This window comes from Microbulbifer maximicatervae (SeqCode) (assembly GCF_052467065.1).
In genome coordinates, this window is sequence record NZ_CP174299.1 from 3,799,929 (window position 1) to 3,818,828 (window position 18,900).

17 protein-coding genes are annotated in these 18,900 nt (G+C 49.1%); 11 read left to right on the forward strand and 6 right to left on the reverse strand.

Translation table 11 applies throughout. The annotated features are described in order from the left end of the window. Window positions 1-53: 53 nt before the first annotated feature. Window positions 54-542, reverse strand: coding sequence for an Lrp/AsnC family transcriptional regulator (locus ACJJI1_RS16890; protein ID WP_108732808.1), 489 nt, complete (start codon window positions 540-542; stop codon window positions 54-56). A 645-nt stretch (window positions 543-1,187) separates the two neighbouring features. Here ACJJI1_RS16890 and ACJJI1_RS16895 point away from each other — a divergent pair. Further along, the gene (locus ACJJI1_RS16895) at window positions 1,188-4,700 is read left to right on the forward strand and encodes an indolepyruvate ferredoxin oxidoreductase family protein (protein ID WP_444957360.1); all 3,513 of its coding nucleotides are present in this window, start codon (window positions 1,188-1,190) and stop codon (window positions 4,698-4,700) included. Between the two features lie 24 nt (window positions 4,701-4,724). Here ACJJI1_RS16895 and ACJJI1_RS16900 read toward each other — a convergent pair whose 3' ends face one another. Together ACJJI1_RS16900 and ACJJI1_RS16905 are read right to left on the reverse strand one after the other, a co-directional pair. Next, a complete protein-coding gene (locus ACJJI1_RS16900) occupies window positions 4,725-5,396 on the reverse strand; it encodes a ChrR family anti-sigma-E factor (protein WP_444957361.1) in 672 nt (223 codons plus the stop codon). Window positions 5,397-5,403: 7 nt separating this feature from the next. Further along, complete coding sequence (locus tag ACJJI1_RS16905) at window positions 5,404-6,018, reverse strand: sigma-70 family RNA polymerase sigma factor (protein ID WP_444957362.1); 615 nt, start codon at window positions 6,016-6,018, stop codon at window positions 5,404-5,406. Window positions 6,019-6,272: 254 nt separating this feature from the next. Here ACJJI1_RS16905 and ACJJI1_RS16910 point away from each other — a divergent pair, with 254 nt between their 5' ends. From ACJJI1_RS16910 to ahr, 9 genes are all read left to right on the forward strand, one after another. Beyond that, window positions 6,273-6,701, forward strand: a complete 429-nt coding sequence (locus ACJJI1_RS16910) for a nuclear transport factor 2 family protein (RefSeq protein WP_413665319.1) — start codon at window positions 6,273-6,275, stop codon at window positions 6,699-6,701. Continuing rightward, entirely contained in the window at window positions 6,702-7,481 is a 780-nt protein-coding gene (locus tag ACJJI1_RS16915) for an SDR family NAD(P)-dependent oxidoreductase (RefSeq protein ID WP_444957363.1), read from the forward strand. Beyond that, the gene (locus tag ACJJI1_RS16920) at window positions 7,481-8,731 is read left to right on the forward strand and encodes an NAD(P)/FAD-dependent oxidoreductase (RefSeq protein ID WP_444957364.1); all 1,251 of its coding nucleotides are present in this window, start codon (window positions 7,481-7,483) and stop codon (window positions 8,729-8,731) included. Before ACJJI1_RS16915 ends, ACJJI1_RS16920 begins: the two co-directional genes overlap by 1 nt. Before the next feature lie 13 nt (window positions 8,732-8,744). Beyond that, window positions 8,745-9,542 carry a DUF1365 domain-containing protein gene (locus ACJJI1_RS16925; protein WP_444957365.1) on the forward strand — a complete coding sequence of 266 codons (798 nt, stop codon included), beginning with the start codon at window positions 8,745-8,747 and terminating at the stop codon, window positions 9,540-9,542. Next, a complete protein-coding gene (locus tag ACJJI1_RS16930; RefSeq protein WP_444905635.1) occupies window positions 9,539-10,807 on the forward strand; it encodes a class I SAM-dependent methyltransferase in 1,269 nt (422 codons plus the stop codon). Before ACJJI1_RS16925 ends, ACJJI1_RS16930 begins: the two co-directional genes overlap by 4 nt. A gap of 137 nt (window positions 10,808-10,944) precedes the next feature. Beyond that, window positions 10,945-11,460, forward strand: a complete 516-nt coding sequence (locus tag ACJJI1_RS16935; RefSeq protein WP_444896832.1) for a DUF2878 domain-containing protein — start codon at window positions 10,945-10,947, stop codon at window positions 11,458-11,460. Next, complete coding sequence (locus ACJJI1_RS16940) at window positions 11,453-12,187, forward strand: hypothetical protein (protein ID WP_444896833.1); 735 nt, start codon at window positions 11,453-11,455, stop codon at window positions 12,185-12,187. The genes ACJJI1_RS16935 and ACJJI1_RS16940 overlap by 8 nt, the downstream gene beginning before the upstream one ends. 177 nt (window positions 12,188-12,364) lie before the next feature. Beyond that, window positions 12,365-12,760 carry a YMGG-like glycine zipper-containing protein gene (locus tag ACJJI1_RS16945; RefSeq protein ID WP_444896834.1) on the forward strand — a complete coding sequence of 132 codons (396 nt, stop codon included), beginning with the start codon at window positions 12,365-12,367 and terminating at the stop codon, window positions 12,758-12,760. 286 nt (window positions 12,761-13,046) lie between these two features. Continuing rightward, window positions 13,047-14,066 (forward strand): NADPH-dependent aldehyde reductase Ahr, encoded by a 1,020-nt coding sequence (gene ahr / locus ACJJI1_RS16950; RefSeq protein ID WP_444905634.1) that lies wholly within the window; start codon window positions 13,047-13,049, stop codon window positions 14,064-14,066. 121 nt (window positions 14,067-14,187) lie between these two features. On the opposite strand, the gene ACJJI1_RS16955 is transcribed toward ahr, so the two are convergent. Together ACJJI1_RS16955 and ACJJI1_RS16960 are read right to left on the reverse strand one after the other, a co-directional pair. Then, complete coding sequence (locus tag ACJJI1_RS16955; RefSeq protein WP_444957366.1) at window positions 14,188-14,676, reverse strand: DUF4334 domain-containing protein; 489 nt, start codon at window positions 14,674-14,676, stop codon at window positions 14,188-14,190. A 515-nt stretch (window positions 14,677-15,191) separates the two neighbouring features. Continuing rightward, a complete protein-coding gene (locus tag ACJJI1_RS16960; RefSeq protein WP_444905632.1) occupies window positions 15,192-15,443 on the reverse strand; it encodes a hypothetical protein in 252 nt (83 codons plus the stop codon). 219 nt (window positions 15,444-15,662) lie between these two features. On the opposite strand from ACJJI1_RS16960, the gene ACJJI1_RS16965 reads away from it, so the two are divergent. Continuing rightward, complete coding sequence (locus ACJJI1_RS16965; RefSeq protein WP_444905631.1) at window positions 15,663-16,688, forward strand: alpha/beta fold hydrolase; 1,026 nt, start codon at window positions 15,663-15,665, stop codon at window positions 16,686-16,688. A 131-nt stretch (window positions 16,689-16,819) separates the two neighbouring features. On the opposite strand, the gene ACJJI1_RS16970 is transcribed toward ACJJI1_RS16965, so the two are convergent. Continuing rightward, entirely contained in the window at window positions 16,820-18,313 is a 1,494-nt protein-coding gene (locus ACJJI1_RS16970) for a lytic polysaccharide monooxygenase (RefSeq protein ID WP_444957367.1), read from the reverse strand. Window positions 18,314-18,900: the final 587 nt, after the last annotated feature.

Here is an 18,900-nt window from a genome sequence, read left to right on the forward strand (position 1 = left end):
AATAAACTCAAAGCTGAATCGACGTCCGCAAGAATGCAGACGTCAAAAGAGGCTCAGCCTTGGCTTTCCAGCAACTGGTCCAGCGGCAACTCAGTGCGGTAACGCACCTGCTTCAAAGAGAAGCTGCTTTTAATATGATCGATGCCAGGGAGCTCAGTGAGCTTTTTATCCAGGAATTCCTGGTAAGCCTGCAAATTGGGTACAACAACGCGCAGCAGGTAGTCGAAATCACCGGTCATCAGGTAGCACTCCATCACTTCCGGCCATTGGCCGATAACCGATTCGAAGTCCTGCAACTCTTTTTTCACTTGGTGGTTAAGAGTAACCTGGATAAATACACTTACCGGCAACCCAACCTTTTCCGGTTCAAGCAGGGTAACTGCGCGTTTTATAAACCCTTGCTCGTTTAGATTTTTAACCCGCCGTGAACAGGGGGAGGGTGAGAGGCAGACTTTTTCTGCAAGCTCAATATTTGGAATGGTGGCATCCTGTTGAAGGATTTCCAGAATTTTCTTGTCGATGGCATCCAGTAAATAGGCCATGGTTATATTCCGTATCTCATCTCTCTGAACGTACACCGGTATCGCCGGCTGCTAATCATCAACCTGCCAGTGAATCTTTGCTTCCCAGCGTTCTCTGGTAAATTGTGTGCATTGCGTACATGGTTTTTTTTGGTTTGTTATGGCAGTAGCTTCCTATACTGCGCATCTTTTGTGAGACCTTCTCGTTTTTTATTAATTTCCCGCTAATGGGTACTTTGCCCAACCGGTTGATACTGGTTAGCTATAAACGGGCGGAAACTGATATCCCCTGATCAGTTCCAGGTTATGCCTCTCAAAAAGCTGAACCTTTGGCGCTTATTTAGTCACACAGAGTGTGAAGGCCAGAGGCGAGCACCATAAAAGGGCATGTCCTTTCCGTTGTATCCCCCAAAATACTTCATTTTGAGTGATTTGTTGCCAGTAGCTGGTCATCTTTAGCGAGTTATGGCGGCATTATGCCTGAGTCGGGCCAATTTTGGTATGACCTGCTCTGCCGGGCAGTGTTAATTTTAGCGCTATTAAACAGCTCTGGTCTGTTCTGCTGTAACTCGGGAGATGCCGCGAATATTTTCGCGACATGTTACTGGCGTCGAGAACTGGAGTGATGAAAGCAATAAAGCAATAAAGATAAAATAGGTGGTACCCATGGCAATGGTCGAAGGCGATCAGGAATTGGGCTTTGATAGCGAGTATTCGCTGAAAGCGGCTTTTACCCGTGAATCTGGCCGTGTATTCCTGACCGGAATTGACGCCCTGGTTCGTTTGCCCTTAATGCAAAAGCGCATGGATGAGCTGGCGGGCCTCAATACAGCTGGCTTTGTTTCCGGTTATCGCGGTTCCCCATTGGGCGGTTACGACCAGGCCTTGTGGCGGCACAAGAAGCTGTTGGCCGAGCGGGAAATCCATTTTGAGCCCGGAATTAATGAAGACCTGGGGGCGACCAATATTTGGGGCACCCAGTTGCTGGATCACTATCGCCAGCAGGCAACGAAAGACGGCGTCTTTTCTATTTGGTATGGCAAGGGCCACGGTGTAGATCGCACCGCAGATGTTTTCCGCCAAGCCAATATTCAGGGCACCTCAAAATTGGGTGGTGTTTTGGCGCTGTGTGGGGATGACCACACTGCAGAATCCTCCATGTTTTCCCACAATACCGACCAGATTCTTGAGTCGGTAATGATGCCGCTGATATTTCCGTCCTCCATTGATGAGTACCTGACCCTGGGCCTCGCGGGTATTGCCTTATCCCGTTTTTCGGGCTTGTGGGTGGGCTTTAAGGCAATTACTGAAACTGTAGAGGCCGGTGCTTCCTTGATTGTGCCGGAGTTGCCCCAGTTTACAATTCCAGCTGACTTCCCAATCCCGCCACACGGCCTGAACTACGATCCCCACCTGAATTGGCCTGCCGAGCGCCTCGAATATGAGCGCCGTATGCTGGAGGAGCGTTTGCCTGCAGCCAAGGCATTCGCCTATGCCAACCGCTTGGATAAAACCACCCACAGTGCGGAGCGGAAACGCTTCGGCATTGTAACGGTGGGTAAGGCCCACGGTGATTTGCTTGAGGCCTTGAAACTGCTCAACTTATCAGAGGCAGATCTGAACTCAGCAGGCATCTCCATCTATAAAGTGGCGATGTCTTGGCCGCTGGAGCCTAGGGGCATCAGTGAGTTCGCCAAGGGCATGGAGCGCTTGCTGGTAGTTGAGGAGAAGCGTCCCCTGGTGGAGGATCAGCTGAAAAACCTGCTCTACGGTTGGGAAGATAGCTATCGTCCGAAGGTAGTCGGCAAGAAAGACCTGGATGGCAAGGATCTGTTGCCGGCAGTGTGGGGCTTTGGCCCGGATCAGGTGGCCAAGGCCATTGCCCGCTGGCTGGTGGATACTGAACTGGCGGCACAGCTGATTCCCCTGGCAGAAAAACTGGGGGGCAATGTCGCTGCAAAGGCTCAGGGCTTGTTGGCTCGTGAACCCATTTTCTGTGCAGGTTGTCCTCATAACACTTCCACCAAATTGCCAGAAGGCAGTTTGGGGAGTGCCGGTATTGGCTGTCATATTATGGCTTTGGGTAAAGGCCTGCGCACCGATACCTATTCCCACATGGGAGGCGAGGGTGCCCAATGGGTGGGCCTGCACCGTTTCTCCAGCGCCGAGCATATTTTCCAGAATATGGGCGATGGAACCTACAACCACTCCGGGCTATTGGCCATTCGCCAGGCCGTGGCGAGCCAGGTGAATATCACCTACAAAATTCTTCTGAACGATGCGGTGGCCATGACCGGTGGCCAACCCGCCGATGGCGAAGTTAATGCTCCCTCCCTGGCTGCACAGTTGCTGGCCGAGGGGGTTGGTACGGTTATTCTTTTGACCGAGAACCCCGACCACTGGCGTGAACACCGCAGCCAACTGCCCACTGCCGTAGAAGTTCTTCCCCGCTCTGAGCTGGATGCCGTGCAGCGTCGCCTGCGGGAAACTGCCGGTGTGACGGCGATTATTTATGAGCAGGTCTGTGCGGCCGAGAAACGCCGCCGCCGCAAGAAAAAACAGATGGTCGATCCATCCCAGCGATTGCTGATTAACCACCGGGTCTGCGAAGGCTGTGGCGATTGCAGTGTGCAGTCCAGCTGTATTGCCGTGGAGCCGCTGGAAACCCCGTTGGGGCGCAAGCGTCAGATCAATCAGTCCAGCTGCAACAAGGATATGCGCTGTGCCGATGGTTTCTGCCCGAGCTTTGTCACTGTGGAAGGGGGAGAACTGAAAAAGCCCCCGGTGCAGTCCCTGGCGGATGCCTTAGACGTGGCTATTGCCGGATTACCTTCTGCGCCGGTCGCGACTCTGGCCCAGCCACTCAGTATTTTGGTGGCCGGCATTGGTGGCAGTGGTGTACTTACCGTGGCGGCACTGTTGGGCATGGCGGCGCACCTGGAAGAGAAGGGCAGTACAACTTTGTACTTTACCGGTCTCTCACAAAAAAATGGTGCCGTTGTGGCTCATGTAAAAGTGGGAGAAAACCCCGAGGCGATTACCACCGCTCGTATTCGCGATGGCGCGGCGCAATTGTTATTGGGCTGCGATATGGTCACCGCCGCTGGCCAGCGGACCAAATTTGCCACCGGCGAAATGCGTGCCCTGGTAAATACTGCTGAAGTACCGGTGGCTGCCTTTGTTCGCGACAACGAGCTGGCATTCCCCGCCGATGCGACCCAACAGAGTATTGAGTCCCTGTGTGCGGAGTACTTTGCCTTTGATGCGAATAAATATGCTCAGGCACTGTTTGGCGATACCGTAGCCAGTAACTTGATGATTATGGGGTTTGCCTGCCAGAAAGGACTGCTGCCAATCGGTGAAGCGGCCTTGGAGCGGGCCATTGAGCTCAATGGTGTGGCGGTAGAGAACAATCTGCGCGCTTTCCGCGCGGGCCGTTTGCTGGCGGAAAACCCTAAAGCGATCGAGCAATTGGCAGTGCCGGCCAAGCCGGTGAAATTGGTGGAGCCTGAGGAGTCAGTGGAGCAGTTGCTGGAGCGATTGGCGGCAGAGCTTCGCGACTATCAAAGCCCGGCCTATGCGGCAGAATTCCTTCGCCATATAGAGGCGCTGCGCAAAGCAGAATCCTCACTGCCAGCTACTCGGGGCGATCTTACCCGTATGGGTGCGCGCAGCCTTTATAAAGCGATGGCTTATAAAGATGAGTACGAAGTGGCGCGCCTCTACACCGGTGAAGATTTCAAGCGACAGCTACGTGAGACATTCAGCGGCGACTACACCCTGAAATTCCATATGGCGCCGCCGCTTCTTGCTCGCCCCGATAGCAGTGGTCGCGTACGCAAAATGCAGTTTGGCCCCTGGATGGGCAAGCTGATGCCGCTGTTGGCTAAGGGTAAAGTTCTTCGCGGTACTGCACTGGATGTCTTCGGTTACACCCAGGAGCGCCGTGCTGAACGGCGCTGGGCCCTACAGGTGGCCAAAGCAGTTGATTGCGTGGCCGCGCATCTGTCCGGCGAAAACCTGTCAGAGGCACAAGAGCTGCTCGAAATCCCCCTTCAAGTGCGAGGCTATGGCCATGTGCGCGAGGAAAAATTCGCGGCGGTCAGCGATCGTTGGGACGAGCTTTCTGCAGTATTTGTGGGCGGGGAGCAAGAGCCGACTTCTCTGGCGGCGTCCTAGACGCCGCAGCTCTTTTAATCGGTGTCAGCCCGGACGAAACGGGATAAGGCGGTTTAGCAACCAGCCGCTGACACCGGTAATCGCCACCGGTGCCTGTACCGCAGAGAAGCACAGGCACTCTTGATCTTCTGTGACCGTCGGGCGGTGCACGTCGCCGGGTTCCCGCAACAGAAAGTCCCCAGGACTATAAACACCATCACTGTCAGAGAAGCTGCCGTACAGAACCAGGGTGAGTTCGTAGCCCCGGTGATCGTGCTCTGCAACTTTGCCGCCACAACTCAGGCGATGAAAGCTCACTTCATATTGATCCTGCCCGGTTTTTAGTCGACACATTTTTAGGGCGGGCGCGATAGTCTTCCACTTGATCGGGGGATTTTTCTCCAGCAGCTTGTGCACGACTGGCGGTGCATCCGCCAGCATGGGCTCTGTGGATTTGGATCTCTCGGGAGCCTCTTGTTGCTCCGGTTCAGCTGCCTGATCAATACGTCCCATCAGGCGTTGAAAAGCCTCATCGTTTACGGCCTGTGGTGCACAGGAATCCAGAATGGAGCCACCCAGGGTGTTCATGGTTTGATACTGAGCGCGACACTCGGCACACATTTGTATATGGGCGGAAACGACCAGGCTGGCGCCTTTGGGCAGGCTGCCGGAAGCGTATTCAAGGAGTAAATTTTTATCGGGGTGGTGGCGAATCATACTAAACCTACTTGGCCAACCTCGCTTGTAACTTCTTTAGGGCCAGTCGCACGCGGGACTTTACCGTGCCCAATGGTAATTCCAGCTCCTTGGATATCTCACTGTGGGATTTTCCCTCCATATACGCCTTTTCCAAGACGTGGCTCTGTTCTGCGGGCAGGCTGTGCAGGCCTTCCGCAACTTCCTTTTCGTTGCGTCTTCTCTGTAGAAATATCAACGGTTGGTGTTCGGGGGTTTCATCCCAAACATCCATGGCTTCAATAATCTCGGCGTTTTGATGACGCCCGTTGCGGCGCAACATGTCGATACGAGTGTTGCGCATAATGGTGAATATCCAGGTGCTGGCAGAAGCCTTGCTGGCATCGAAGCTGGGGGCCTTGCGCCAGACTTTAAACAGGGTCTCCTGAACTAGCTCATCGGCGGCTTCAGCGCTAATTGCCTGGGTGGTGCGGCTGTGATGGAAACCCTTAATTAGTGGGGCAAAGTGGTGAAAGAGCTGCTCAAAGGACTGGCGATCACGCTCCGCACCGACTCGCGTCAGCAGGGCACTCCAGTCCTGGTCCTCTCTTTGTGGCAGTTTCACCGGGCGTATTTCACGTTTTGCTTGGGGGCTATGCGCCATGTTAACGGTCTTTCTGTCGTTGTCGATACTCACGCAATCAAGCATGTGTGGAAATTAGAGTTGGGAGCTGTTGTGGTACATCCGTGTACCACATTCTGCAACAGACTCTCAGGGGGAGACTTCCAAGTTGTCTGATAACTACTTACGCAGAGAGGGCATAACTGGATCACTCTGACCTACCTTTTATTGAGCGGTGATCCACCCGATGGGGTGTGGCGTATTTATCTGCAGCTAGAACAGTAAGGAATCCGATGATGAGCGCGTTGATTGAGGAGCTAGAGGAGTACTACAAAGACTTCCTGATGCAGGAAACTGGCAGCCTTGGATCACTATATAGCGACGATGTCATTTTTTGTGACCCGTTGCATCGGATAGAGGGATTGCCTGCTTTAAAGAGTTACTTTGCGGGAATGAGCAGGGGGCTTACCCAGTGCCGCTTCCAATTTGATGATCTGCCGGTGGTGGGCGAGGGCAGCGCCTGCCTTTCGTGGACCATGCACTACCGACACCAATCACTCAAAGGTGGACGCCCATTACAACTTCGTGGCTGTAGCCTGTTGCGTTACACCGATAAGATTCACTACCACGAGGACTTTTACGATATGGGTGCCATGGTCTACGAGCAGGTGCCGGTATTGGGCTCCTGCATTGGTTTTATCAAGTCGCGAATGGAGCGCAACTAAGTGTCCCAGGGGATTCGCGATAAAACCATCTGGATCACAGGTGCTAGCTCGGGTATTGGGCGCGCGCTTACATTGCGCCTGGTGGAACAGAATAATTTTGTGATTGCCAGCAGTCGCAGGCTCGATGCGCTGACGGAGTTACAGAACATAGCTCCCAGTCGCCTCAGGGTTTTGGACTGTGATCTTAGTGATGATGCGGTGATGCCGGGTGTTACTCGGCGATTAGCGGACTTCACAGATCACCTGGATATGGTGATTGCTTGCGCAGGTACCTGTGAATATGACGACGACCTTCAATTGGATATCACCATGTACCGGCGGGTTTTTGATGGCAACTTCTTTGCCTTGGTGAATACCTTGAAATGCGCGCAGCCACTGTTAGCCGCAAGCCGGACTCCGGTTTTTGCCGCGCTCGGTAGTCTCTCGTCAGTGGTGCCTTTTCCCCGCGCCGAAGCGTATGGCAGCTCCAAAGCGGCGGTGGCCTATTTTTTAGAGTCGGTGCGCGCCGATACCAGCCTCACTCCACTTCGAGTAGTTCATATTCGCCCGGGGTTTGTCGATACCCGCCTTACTCAGCGCAATGATTTTGATATGCCCTTTTTAATGACTCCAGAGCAAGCTGCCGAGCGCATTGAACTCGGGCTCTGTGGCGTTGGGAACACAGTTGATTTTCCCAAACGGCTCAGCTGGCCTTTGCGGTTTCTGGGTTTTTTCAGCTCAATCTGGTTCCGTTTTTGCGTACCCAAAATGACAAGAATCCGCACTCTAAGGAAGAATTGATGCGAATCGCTATTGTTGGCAGCGGCATTGCCGGTCTTACTGCCGCTTACCTGTTGAATCGAAAGTACGGTGTGACCCTATTTGAAGCACAGGCGCGCCTGGGAGGGCATACCGCTACGGTTGATATTGATGATGGGGGGCGCCGGTTAGCCGTGGATACCGGCTTTATTGTTTACAACGACTGGACTTATCCGAATTTTATTCGCTTGCTTAAAGAGCTGGGAGTTCAATCCCAACCCACCTCCATGGGATTTAGTGTGCGCTGCGATCAGGAGGGGTTTGAATATGCGGGTAACAATCTCAACAGCCTGTTTGCCCAGCGCTCGAACATCGTCAGCGCTGGGCACTGGCGTATGCTCTGGGACATTGTGCGCTTTAACCGTAATGCCCTCCGCGACTGGCAGGAGGGGAGGCTGAGCGAGACATTGACCTTGGGTGAGTATCTACCCGCTAATGGTTACTCTACGGAATTTGCCAATCGCTATTTGGTACCTATGGGCTCTGCTATCTGGTCTGCCAGTGTGGCGCAAATGCTGGAGTTTTCTGTCAGTTTCTTTGTCCGCTTCTTTGTCAATCACGGCTTGCTCAACTTGGTGCGTCGCCCGCAGTGGCGAGTGATCAAGGGCGGGTCGCGTGAATATATTGATCCGTTAATACAATCTTTCGCAGATAAAATTCGCTTATCTACGCCCATTGAGGCGGTGCAGCGCTGCAGGGAAGGTGTGAATGTTCGCACCGCAGCAGGGGAAAATTTGGAGTTTGATGCCGTTGTTTTCGCTTGCCACTCCGATCAGGCCCTTCAATGTTTGACCGACCCCAGCGGCAGTGAGCAAAAAATCCTGGGGGCTATACCCTATGCAAAAAATGCCGTGGTCCTGCATACAGACAGCACCTTGCTACCCCGTCACCGTCGTAGTTGGTCGAGTTGGAATTACCAATTGCGCAGTGAACAGGATGCACTGCCTGTTTTGACATACAACATGAATATACTTCAGGGATTGAATACAGAGAAAACGTATTGTGTCACTCTGAATGCCGAAGAGCGTATCGATCCCAAGTCTGTGCTCGGTCGTTTTGAATACTCCCATCCCCAGTTCTCTGTGGCCGGAACACGAGCGCAACAGCAGTGGGATAGTATTAATGGCGTTAACCGCACCTGGTTCTGTGGCGCTTATTGGGCAAATGGATTTCATGAAGATGGCGTAACGAGTGCGCTGCGAGTGGCTCGGGGGTTGGGTGTTGACTGGTAAGGAGGCCGGTATCATGGAAAGTGCGATTTATACCGGTTGGGTGGAACACCGGCGCTTCGCGCCCAGAGCTCATCAGTTTCGCTACCAGGTTTTTATGATGTACGTCGATCTGGCAGAGGTGGAAGCCATTTGTCAGCTCTCACCTCTTTGGTCCTCCCAGCGGCGAGCACCTGCGAGATTTTGTCGCAGTGATTTTTTTGGCGATGAATCCCTCGGTCTTGATGAGGCAGTTCGACAGCGGGTGGAGGAGGAAGCGGGAGAGCAGCCTGCGGGACCTATTCGTTTGCTGGCCAATTGGCGTTACTTTGGCTACAACATGAATCCACTCAGTGTTTACTATTGTTTCGATGCTGAGGGCCAGAATGTGGATTGGCTGCTCCTGGATGTACACAACACACCCTGGAAAGAGCGTCACAGCTATGTTTTGGATTGCCGTAATAATACCAAGTTGCAAAAAGCGACCTTCGCAAAAACATTTCATGTCTCGCCTTTTATGCCCATGGCCCAAGGGTATCGATGGAGGGGGACAAAACCTGGAGAAAAGCTGACAGCTTACCTGCAAAATTTTGATGCGAGTGCCGAGGATACAGAAGATGGCACTCGCCCAATGTTTGATGCAACCCTGAGTTTACAGCGCTGTGAAATTAGCGGCCGATCGCTTAATTCAATATTGATCCAGTACCCTTTGATGACCGTAAAAGTTATAGCCGCCATTTATTGGCAGGCACTGAAATTATGGGTCAAGCGTATCCCGGTATTTTCGCACCCTCGCGATGACGCCGAGGTTCAGGCAGGAGATAAACAACTATGAGAGCAGTTCAGGAAGTTGATCAGGCTTCGTCGTCAAAATCAGAAGTATCGGCACAGTCCTGGCTCGTTCGCCTGGCGCGCAAGCTGGTGTTGGAAAAACTCAAGGGTATTGATCGTGGCCACTTGCTAATCGAAGAGGGGGAGCAGTGTTACCACTTTGGCCAGAGACCAGAAGAAGCAGAGATCTCGGCACATATTTGCGTACATGATCCATCCAGTTATATACAGGTGCTATTAAACGGAACCATTGGTTCTGGAGAAGCCTTTATGCAGGGCGCCTGGACCTCAACCAATACCGTGGACCTGATTCGCCTGATGGTGGACAACATGGAATTGGTGGAAGGCATCGATAGTCGTTGGAGCTATTTACCTCGATTAGGCCTGCGCTGGTTACATCAATTAAATGCGAATAATCGCAATGGCTCACGCAAGAATATTTCTGCACACTATGACCTGGGCAATGAATTTTTCCGGTTATTTTTAGACAGGACCATGCTGTATTCATCTGCGGTCTACCCGTCTGAAAATGCAACTCTGTTTGAAGCCTCTAATCACAAACTGGAACTGATCTGCCGAAAGCTAAAGTTAAAACCCTCCGATCACCTCCTTGAGATTGGTACTGGGTGGGGTGGTATGGCCATTCATGCTGCCAAGTACTATGGCTGTAAAGTAACAACCACTACTATCTCCCAAGAGCAATATGACTATGCCCGCCAATGGGTGAAGCACGAAGGGTTAGAGGAGCAGGTGACCCTGCTATTACAAGACTATCGGGACCTGAAAGGTAAGTACGATAAAATTGTATCGATTGAAATGGTGGAGGCGGTAGGTCACGAATTTCACAAGACCTTCTTCGCCGGTTGTAGCGAATTACTCAAAGAAGATGGCCTGATGGTGATGCAGGCAATCACCATTCGCGACCAGCGCTACCACGAGTATCGTAAAGAGGTCGACTTCATTCAGCGATATATTTTCCCCGGTGGCTGCCTGCCATCTAATCAGGTTATCGCGGACCATATTGCCAATTCAACAGATATGCAGATTGTTGGACTTGAAGACATCACCGCCCATTACGCCCGCACATTAAGTGACTGGCGCAAAGCATTTCTTGAGCGAATTTCCAAAGTGCGCGAGTTAGGTTTTGATGAGCGCTTTATCCGTATGTGGGAATTCTATTTATGCTATTGCGAAGGGGGATTTTTGCAACGAGTGATTGGTACCGCCCAATTTGTGTTCGCCAAACCTCGGTTTTTGGGCAGTTTCTAAACTCTCTCAAGTTAATCTTGTGAAGTGTTTGCCTTTCAGAATGGCTCAGGATCAAGGCGTGATTTCAGGAGACTGTTTAAACTTTTTAAGAGTTTGCAACCCAAGGATATTACGGAATCAACCAGAGGCTCTCCTGCATGTGGCGTTTTGTCGCTAATGCCTTACTTTTCGATATCGCCTGGCCACTGTGCGTCATAGTGGCCAAGGTGTGGTTGGTGGTTCCCTTTACTCTGTTGAACCTTTTTATACATCTGCGCTATATCGCCAATTTGCCCAGGGAACCGCTTTGGTTAGCGGGGGTGTTTATCTTTGGTGTGTCTATAGACTCTATCTTGTTTCATTTGGGGGTGATGCGAAATGATAGTGGCTCCTCCTGGCCTCCCTTATGGCTGATCTGCCTGTGGTTGAACTTTGCCATGACCTTGCGATACAGTTTGGTTTTCTTACAGAAAAATCTATGGTTGGCGGTAATCCTGGGTGGTTTTTTCGGACCATTTAGTTACTTTACCGGTGCATTCCTAAATGGCACTGTGGAATTGCACAGGCCCCTGTGGCAATCCCTGGGAACATTAAGTGTAATTTGGGCCTGCATCCTGCCGTTGTTTGCCTATTTGGCAAGAGAGATTTGTCAAAAAGAGGTGAGCAATGCTTGAATTTATTGCGATGTCGGCTATTGCCGGAACTAACTGTCACTATGAAGGGCCTTTCCTGGTAAAAGGTCTGGCCTATGATCCGGATAATCAACAGTTACAGTACTGTGAATATTATACTTCGCAAGATAATGGCGAAATAACTGTTTTCTACTATGCACCCCAGGGTGATTTAATAGCAGAGAAAACCCTTCGAGAGCGAAATGGCCCCGCAGCTGGTCGCAGTGCCTTACCTAGTGTCACTCAAATAGATCGGAGGCACGGTGAAGTCCGTGAAGTCCTTTGGGATGACGGCCAGTGGATGATGCGCTATAGAGCCAACGAGGGCGAAGCCTGGAAAGTAAGTTTGCGAGAGGCACGAAGTGTTGATGTAGTTGATGCAGGCTTTGATACTTATGTGCGTGACCACTGGGACTTATTGTCCTCAGGAAAAACTCTTAAATTCAATTTTGCTTCGCCACTGCATGGTCGATCGATAAAGCTGCGCGCTAAGGCAGTATCCTGTAATCAAGCGGCAGGCGAAAATACTTGTATACGAGTAGATATTGCCCAGCCTCTTATCCGCCTTTTCGTAGAGGACTTAAATCTCACTTACGATACGGAGAGTCGGCGATTAAAGAGTTTTAAGGGCATAGTAAATATCCTCGATCCACAAGCGAAATCTCAAGAATTAGAAGTGTTTTACCAATATTCAATTCTGCCTATAGGAACCCAGCCTGCAGATCCATAGAAAAAAGGCGCCCTCCACTAATAGCTACAACACTATTTACGCCTGTTGAATTTGTTGCCCAGCGGGTCATTCATTTTTAGGCGCCGGACTGGCGCCAAGTTCTACCAGCAGCTAAACCTAAAGAAGAAAAGCGTGACAAGCTCACTATCCTGTGGCGAAAGCGATATGGGGTGTTTGATGAAGACTGCTATTTCTGCAACTGCTGGAATTATGATGTCGCTGCTTTACGGCTGTGCGAATCAGCCAGAGCAGGTTCCCGGTGCCGGTGGAATCGTTATCGATACCTGGGGCGTTAACATGAATCAGTATCAAGCGGACCTTGCAGAGTGCAAGGGAATCGCTTACTCCACGTACAGTGACCAAGGGCGCAGAACAGCTGCCGGTGCTGCAGGTGGTGCTGTAGTAGGTGGTGCGCTTGGTGCAATAGTCGGTGACAGCGGGCGTGCTGCGGTAGCCGGAGCCGGTGCCGGCGCGCTTGTTGGGGGCTTGTCAGGGGCGGGTAGTGCGAGCTCTGAGGCAACCTACATTATCAAGAATTGCCTGGTTGGTCGCGGATATCGAGTGTTGAATTGATCTTCTGCGTAAAACTGCGGTCCAATTTCTCATCAGTCCTCTGCTATTCAGCAACCTCACAGGACTTGGCACTGGCCGGGGGAAGTACCCCCGGCCTTTTTTCTGTTTTACAGCTTTAATTTCAATCTTTTACTTTCTCCCGGTTAACACTTTTAATTTCTGTGCTAGATAGTAGGGCCACTAGTTTCTAGAAAATAAAATTGTAAGGGTGCAATAAAGTCTACAGCTGAATGGCGTCTAAACTTTTAAGGTCATTTGTGATTTCCTTTTCTTCAAGGAGCCCGCCATGTCTACTGCATCAACTATTAATGCCTATGCAGTCTTGGAGGCCGGCGGTCCATTTAAGACCTACCAAATTGCAGCTGGAGAGTTGGGTGCAACAGAGGTTGAACTGGAAATCATGTACTGCGGCATCTGTCATAGTGACTTGAGCATGATTGAAAATGAATGGGGTATTGGACAGTACCCTATGGTTGCCGGTCACGAAGTCATCGGCCGTGTCACCGCGATGGGGGAGCAAGTAGCTCATCTTAAAAAGGGCACGGTGGTTGGGTTGGGGTGGAATTCAGGCTACTGTGAAACATGCCATACTTGCCGAATTGGTGACCTCAACTTATGTAGAGAGGCAAAGTTCACCATACTCACCAATGGAGGCTTTGCGGATAAAGCCAGGGCGGATATGAGTAGCCTGGTTGTTATCCCTGATGGTGTGGATTATGCATCGGCCGGCCCCCTTTTATGTGCGGGTATTACCGTATTCAATCCATTGGTCCAATTTGATATCAAACCCACTGACAAAGTGGCTGTGATTGGTATTGGTGGCTTGGGCCACCTTGCCTTGAAGTTTTTCCATGCCTGGGGCTGTGAAGTTACCGCGTTTACATCCAGCGAGGAAAAACGCAAAGAAGCCTTAGCTCTCGGTGCTCATAAAACACTGAACTCCCGTGATCCCGCAGAGATTCAAGCTGCGGCAATGAGCTTTGATTTTATTCTGTCGACTGTGAATGTCAGTCTTGATTGGGATCTGTATATCCAGGCTCTGAAACCTAAAGGGCGCTTACACTTTGTTGGAGCTGTAACTAACCCAATCCAATTTACTCTATTTCCCTTGTTATTTGGGCAGCGCTCAATTTCAGCATCTCCAGTCGGCAGCCCTGGTACCATCGAAACTATGCTTGAGTTTGTGGCGCATCATAAGATCAAACCTGAGATAGAGATTTTCCCAATGAGCCAGATAGAAGCGGCATTTGAGCATTTGAAATCTGGTAAGGCTAAGTACCGGATTGTTTTGTCGCAGGAAGGGTAGGGATATTTAACTGGATCAGCTTCTGGGTGAGGAGAGCGCAAAGTCACACTACAAAGGAGCTTAAATTAAAAAGTATGGGGTTGGGATTTAGGCAGAAGCAATTCATTAGAAATCGATAAGGTCAGTTAGTTTTTTTCATAGTGAAGAACATGCGGCCATCCATTCCTTTTCTCTCCATAAGTCCTAGAATATGATCCTCATCGACTTTTCGCATCATATCATGCATAGGTATCGTGTCATAAATCATAGTGGCACTTGATTTCCCTCTGTGTTCCAAGATGCGCAGGCGGGCTTGGGCTTTTGTGGTTATATGTAGTTGTTGGGTACGGAAGAACAAAGGGGCATCGTAAGCGTTGATAGATTTGAAGTCTGAATCCCAGCATAGTAAAGGATAGACCGTTTCAGAATCAATAAACTCTTTGCCGTACCAGCGTTTTCCTGCATCCATTTCATGCTGTAAAGGATGTTGTGTGTTAAATCCTTGCGCTTCCCATCGGCCGATAAGAGAGTTTATTGATATAGGTGAGAGATTATCGTAAAACTCAAGCAGTTCTTGTGGATCTACCTGATCCAGTTTTTTAAGTTTTTCTAATGTGGTTAAGAAGTGCATGAGCTTGATTTAGTAGGGTATGTTTCTGGAGCATGTAATTGGGAAATAGCTTTCCAACATAACTAATACTGAGTATAGAAGTAGGAATATTAATAATCAATTATTCTTGCTGTGCTTGGCCGCTGATTTCAATGATGGTTACCCCCTCCGGCAGAGAGCCTAGAAACACTGGTCTTCGGTACAATATTCTTTGAGGAATTGGGTAAAACTAATACCTTCCTGGAACTGCACCTAATTACGAGCCATGATCTTTACCACTGTGAATCAGGTAAATGGCCGTGTCTATGTAGAGTTCATTGTGACCTTGCAGGGTGATAATTAGGGGGCTCATGTATATTTCAGAAGCCAAGAATAGAAAATATCAAAGAACTATTCAGGTGCTAGGGAAGTCAAATTCTTACACCTTTCAGGAAGCAGTGAGGGTATCTGGTCTTATAGCCTGTCTGGGAGGGGTGGATCAGGTGCCCAATACTGCTGAATGTAATACAAGTTGACCATTTGTATTTTTGTACTGCTCAACTGGAATCAGCCAGTGCTCGTGAAATTTCTGCTAGAGACTCTGGTATCTTCCAAATTTTTACAGAGGTTGGGCATTTTTTATCTTGAGCGGGTGGGAGAAATTTTCTTGCACCAATAGTATCCACCTGGGCATTATATAGAACTATAGGAGCACCAGGCTCATAAAGCAGCTGAGTCCATTGTTGGTTTCTATACCTTATATTTTCTGTTGCATGATCATTGAAGCTATGAGCTGCAGGCAGGTCCATACATAGGGTTGCACCCTTAGTCCCCCTTGCGGAGGATTAATTTTAATGTGTACATTTATCATCCAGTCGTTGTAGCTGGGCAGTTTAATCATCAACAAAAGATGACAAATGTCATATATATTTGATAACAGAAATGACTTACCCAATTTCCGCTATTGCCTGATATTACATATAAATATTATTTCTGCACCGGTGTTACGGTGTTTATGGAGGCTTACATTGATCAAGAAAGTTTCTTTAATCATTGGCACGATAGTATTCCTTCTGGTGTTAGTCTGTACTGTTTGGGTCCTTACAACACCCCCGCTTCCCAAAGATATCCAGAAACAGCTAAATTTGAGTCTTGAGAAACCACTACCTGAACTGATCTCCGGTCAGAGCGGATATGTTCGCTCAGGGAGCCTTAAAATTTGGTATCAACTTAAAAGCCCAGAGGGGATACCTGTTCGTGGCACAGTGTTACTGATAAACGGTATGGGCTCTTCTTCTTTGTACTGGCCATCTGAAGTCTATGAGCCACTCTTAGCTGCTGGTTATCAAGTACTACTCACCGATCATCGTGGCTGCGGTGCCTCGAGTTGGGTTACCAACTGGGCTAAGGAGACCGCTTACGACCTTTCCGACATGATGCGCGATAACCTTGCGGTTATGGACTCCCTGGGGATTAAGCAAGTTCATGTTATGGGCGCCTCAATGGGAGGGATGATTGCGCAAGAAATGGCCCTGCAATTCCCCAATCGCTTGAAAAGCCTTACTTCAATCATGTCCTCAGGTTTTCTCGACGACCCCGAGTTACCCCAGGGAAAAACCTTCAGATACAATATGCTTCGGCTATTTCTTCGCTATGGACTCAGTGGCTCCGATGAGGGTATGGCTAAGTTGATGGTAAGTACTTATCACAGTCTTCAGGGGCAGGGAGGCTTTGATGTTGAACATATTGCACACACCACTCTCTACGAACTACGTCATAGGCAAGGATTTGATCATAATCTGCCAATTCAGCAATTTACAGCAATCTCTCTTTCTGGCTCGCGATTAGAGCGATTGGAGGGCTTAGAGGTCCCCACTATGGTTATCCACGGTGATAGAGATCCCCTGTTAAGTATTGCTCAAGCCAAAAAGTATGCAGCTCGCATTCCTGGTGCTAAAACGTTGTGGGTAGAAGGTATGGGCCATGCCATGGCACCTGTATATGTGAAACAATGGATGGAGCATGGAGTACAATTTTTGGAAGCTAATAACTAATGCCGGGATATCACTATTTACACTAAATGGGCTTACAAAAAGAAAAGGCCTCAGGATTACTGAGGCCTTTTTGTTATATGCTGGTAGTCGAAGTTTCTAACAGTTAATATTTTTGGCTGGCGGTCCTTAACTTAACGCCAAACACCCCATTGGCCGGTTGTACCCGGCTCCTCGCCCCTTGTCCACCATCCGGCAGTCCATGTTTCACCATTGTGGCTAACGATATCACCTGCGGTGTAGATTTCGTTGCTATCCCAAGCTTGAATACTGGGATCTGTGGGATCTGTGGGATCTGTGGGATCTGTGGTAGTTGATGGTTCAACAGTAAATGAGTAGATCTCGTCATCAACAGCAGAGTCACCGCTTACGGTTAACTTGAAACTTAATTCATGCTGTTCATTTGTTAAGCTTGACGTGTCGATTACCAGTGCACCACTGGGCCCGGTTGCGGTTTCAACAGGGCTTCCACTTACCTGTGACCATTCCGTATTATTGATATTTCCGGCGCTTTCTCCCGATGAAAGTACCACTAAATCCCCGTGTTCTACTCTAGCTATATCAAGCGGTTTTAAAACCTTAGGTGTGATAGCAGCTATTAATTCACTACCGTTGCTTGTAATAGTGAATTGACCGGAGGCACGTGAGTCTTTGGAGTTGAAGTAGTTACCATGTAAATCACCCTGGAAGTACATGTAATGATTCATTTCTTCATGCCAGCGACCAATAAAAACATTTCCATTGTGGTTTGATTGGTACCAGCCGGTGACTTGAGAAGCTAAAAGCCTGTCCCAGTCATTCTTATTATCCTCGGTAATTGCCAGCGAAAATGATGAGTGTTCCTCACCATTTTTATTGAATACCGTATAATTGACGGTGTCCCCCACATTAACCGAATCTATACTAATGTCTTCTGGAATAAAGGTGTTGCCTTGAATCAGGTGCGGCTGTGTGGTGCCGGGATCAGGTTCGCTAGGCGGTTCAACATCACTATTTACAATAGTGATATCACTACAGTTGTAGAAGCCTTCACCAACTGGGTCTACTCGCTGCCAGCGTACAAATAAAATTGCATTACCTACCCTGTCTTCTGGAATGGTGACATTCATTCGATATTGACCATTGACGACAGGTACGTCCCCTTCTTCCTGGATAAGCTCAAGGTCATCCCATGCCAGTGGTTGTGACAGGTCTGCATCCGCTTTCGTAAGGTAAAACTCCCAAAAAGATGGATTGTGTGGCGCTGTTGCCTGGAATACGTACTCGAATGTTCCAGCATTAACTTCTACACGGGTCCAGGCATCAGTTGCTGCGCCCATCCCTTTTTTCTGCGAATCATTTGCATAGCAAAGAGTTCCATCAGGAATGGCACTTTTTACAGCGGCAGAATTATTGTAGTCAGGGATGTTAATAGAGAATTCGTTGTGTTGTTGGAAAGGATAAGATCCAGAAATGGATTTTGCCAGGGCACAGCCTGGATTGGATGGTGTTCCAGACCAGATATTGCCTTGATCATAGCAAATTTTTTGCCTGGCTTTTGGAAATTCAGACCAGCCGTGAGCGTGTACTTGTAAGCTGAAAGGTATCAGCAACATTGTCGCAAGCGCGCTTTTTTTTCTTAAAAGCATAAGGTTACTCCTGGTTTACATTATTCTCGTCGATTTATTTAGAACGACTGGAATATTAAGTTCAATTTCCTGGTGAATACTGTGAAATAAGTTGGTGTTTGAGAGTGCCGGCCATTCTTTCCTTGTCACCAGGATCAAAAAATTCAGTTAGTAAATAATTACCCGTTAAAAATTGCTAATAAGACAGACCTTTCACGTGGACATGGGTTCCATGCCATACATGAATTAACATGTTTTAATAAAATTTACGTTTCCATTAATCAATAGTTGCTTGAGTAGTGGGTCAAAAAATGAAGTTATTTTTGGTGTTTTGTGACAATGTGATGGCTGTCAAAGAAAATAAAGCATGAAGGGCGGTATAAAAGCTTGAAATTTATGTGCTAAATATAGAGGGCTCTACGGATTAATGAAAAGGAAAAATACACACTAGCCTCATTAGATTGCCTAAATTGTATTGGAGCAGGAAGGTTTTCTGGGGGGCTGAAAAACCGCATTGTTTGAGGAGGTTTGTCTCATAGCAGCATAGACTATTGCAAAGTAAATTTATTGCACTTTCGATGGTCTAGTCTCTATCTATTCTTTAAGTG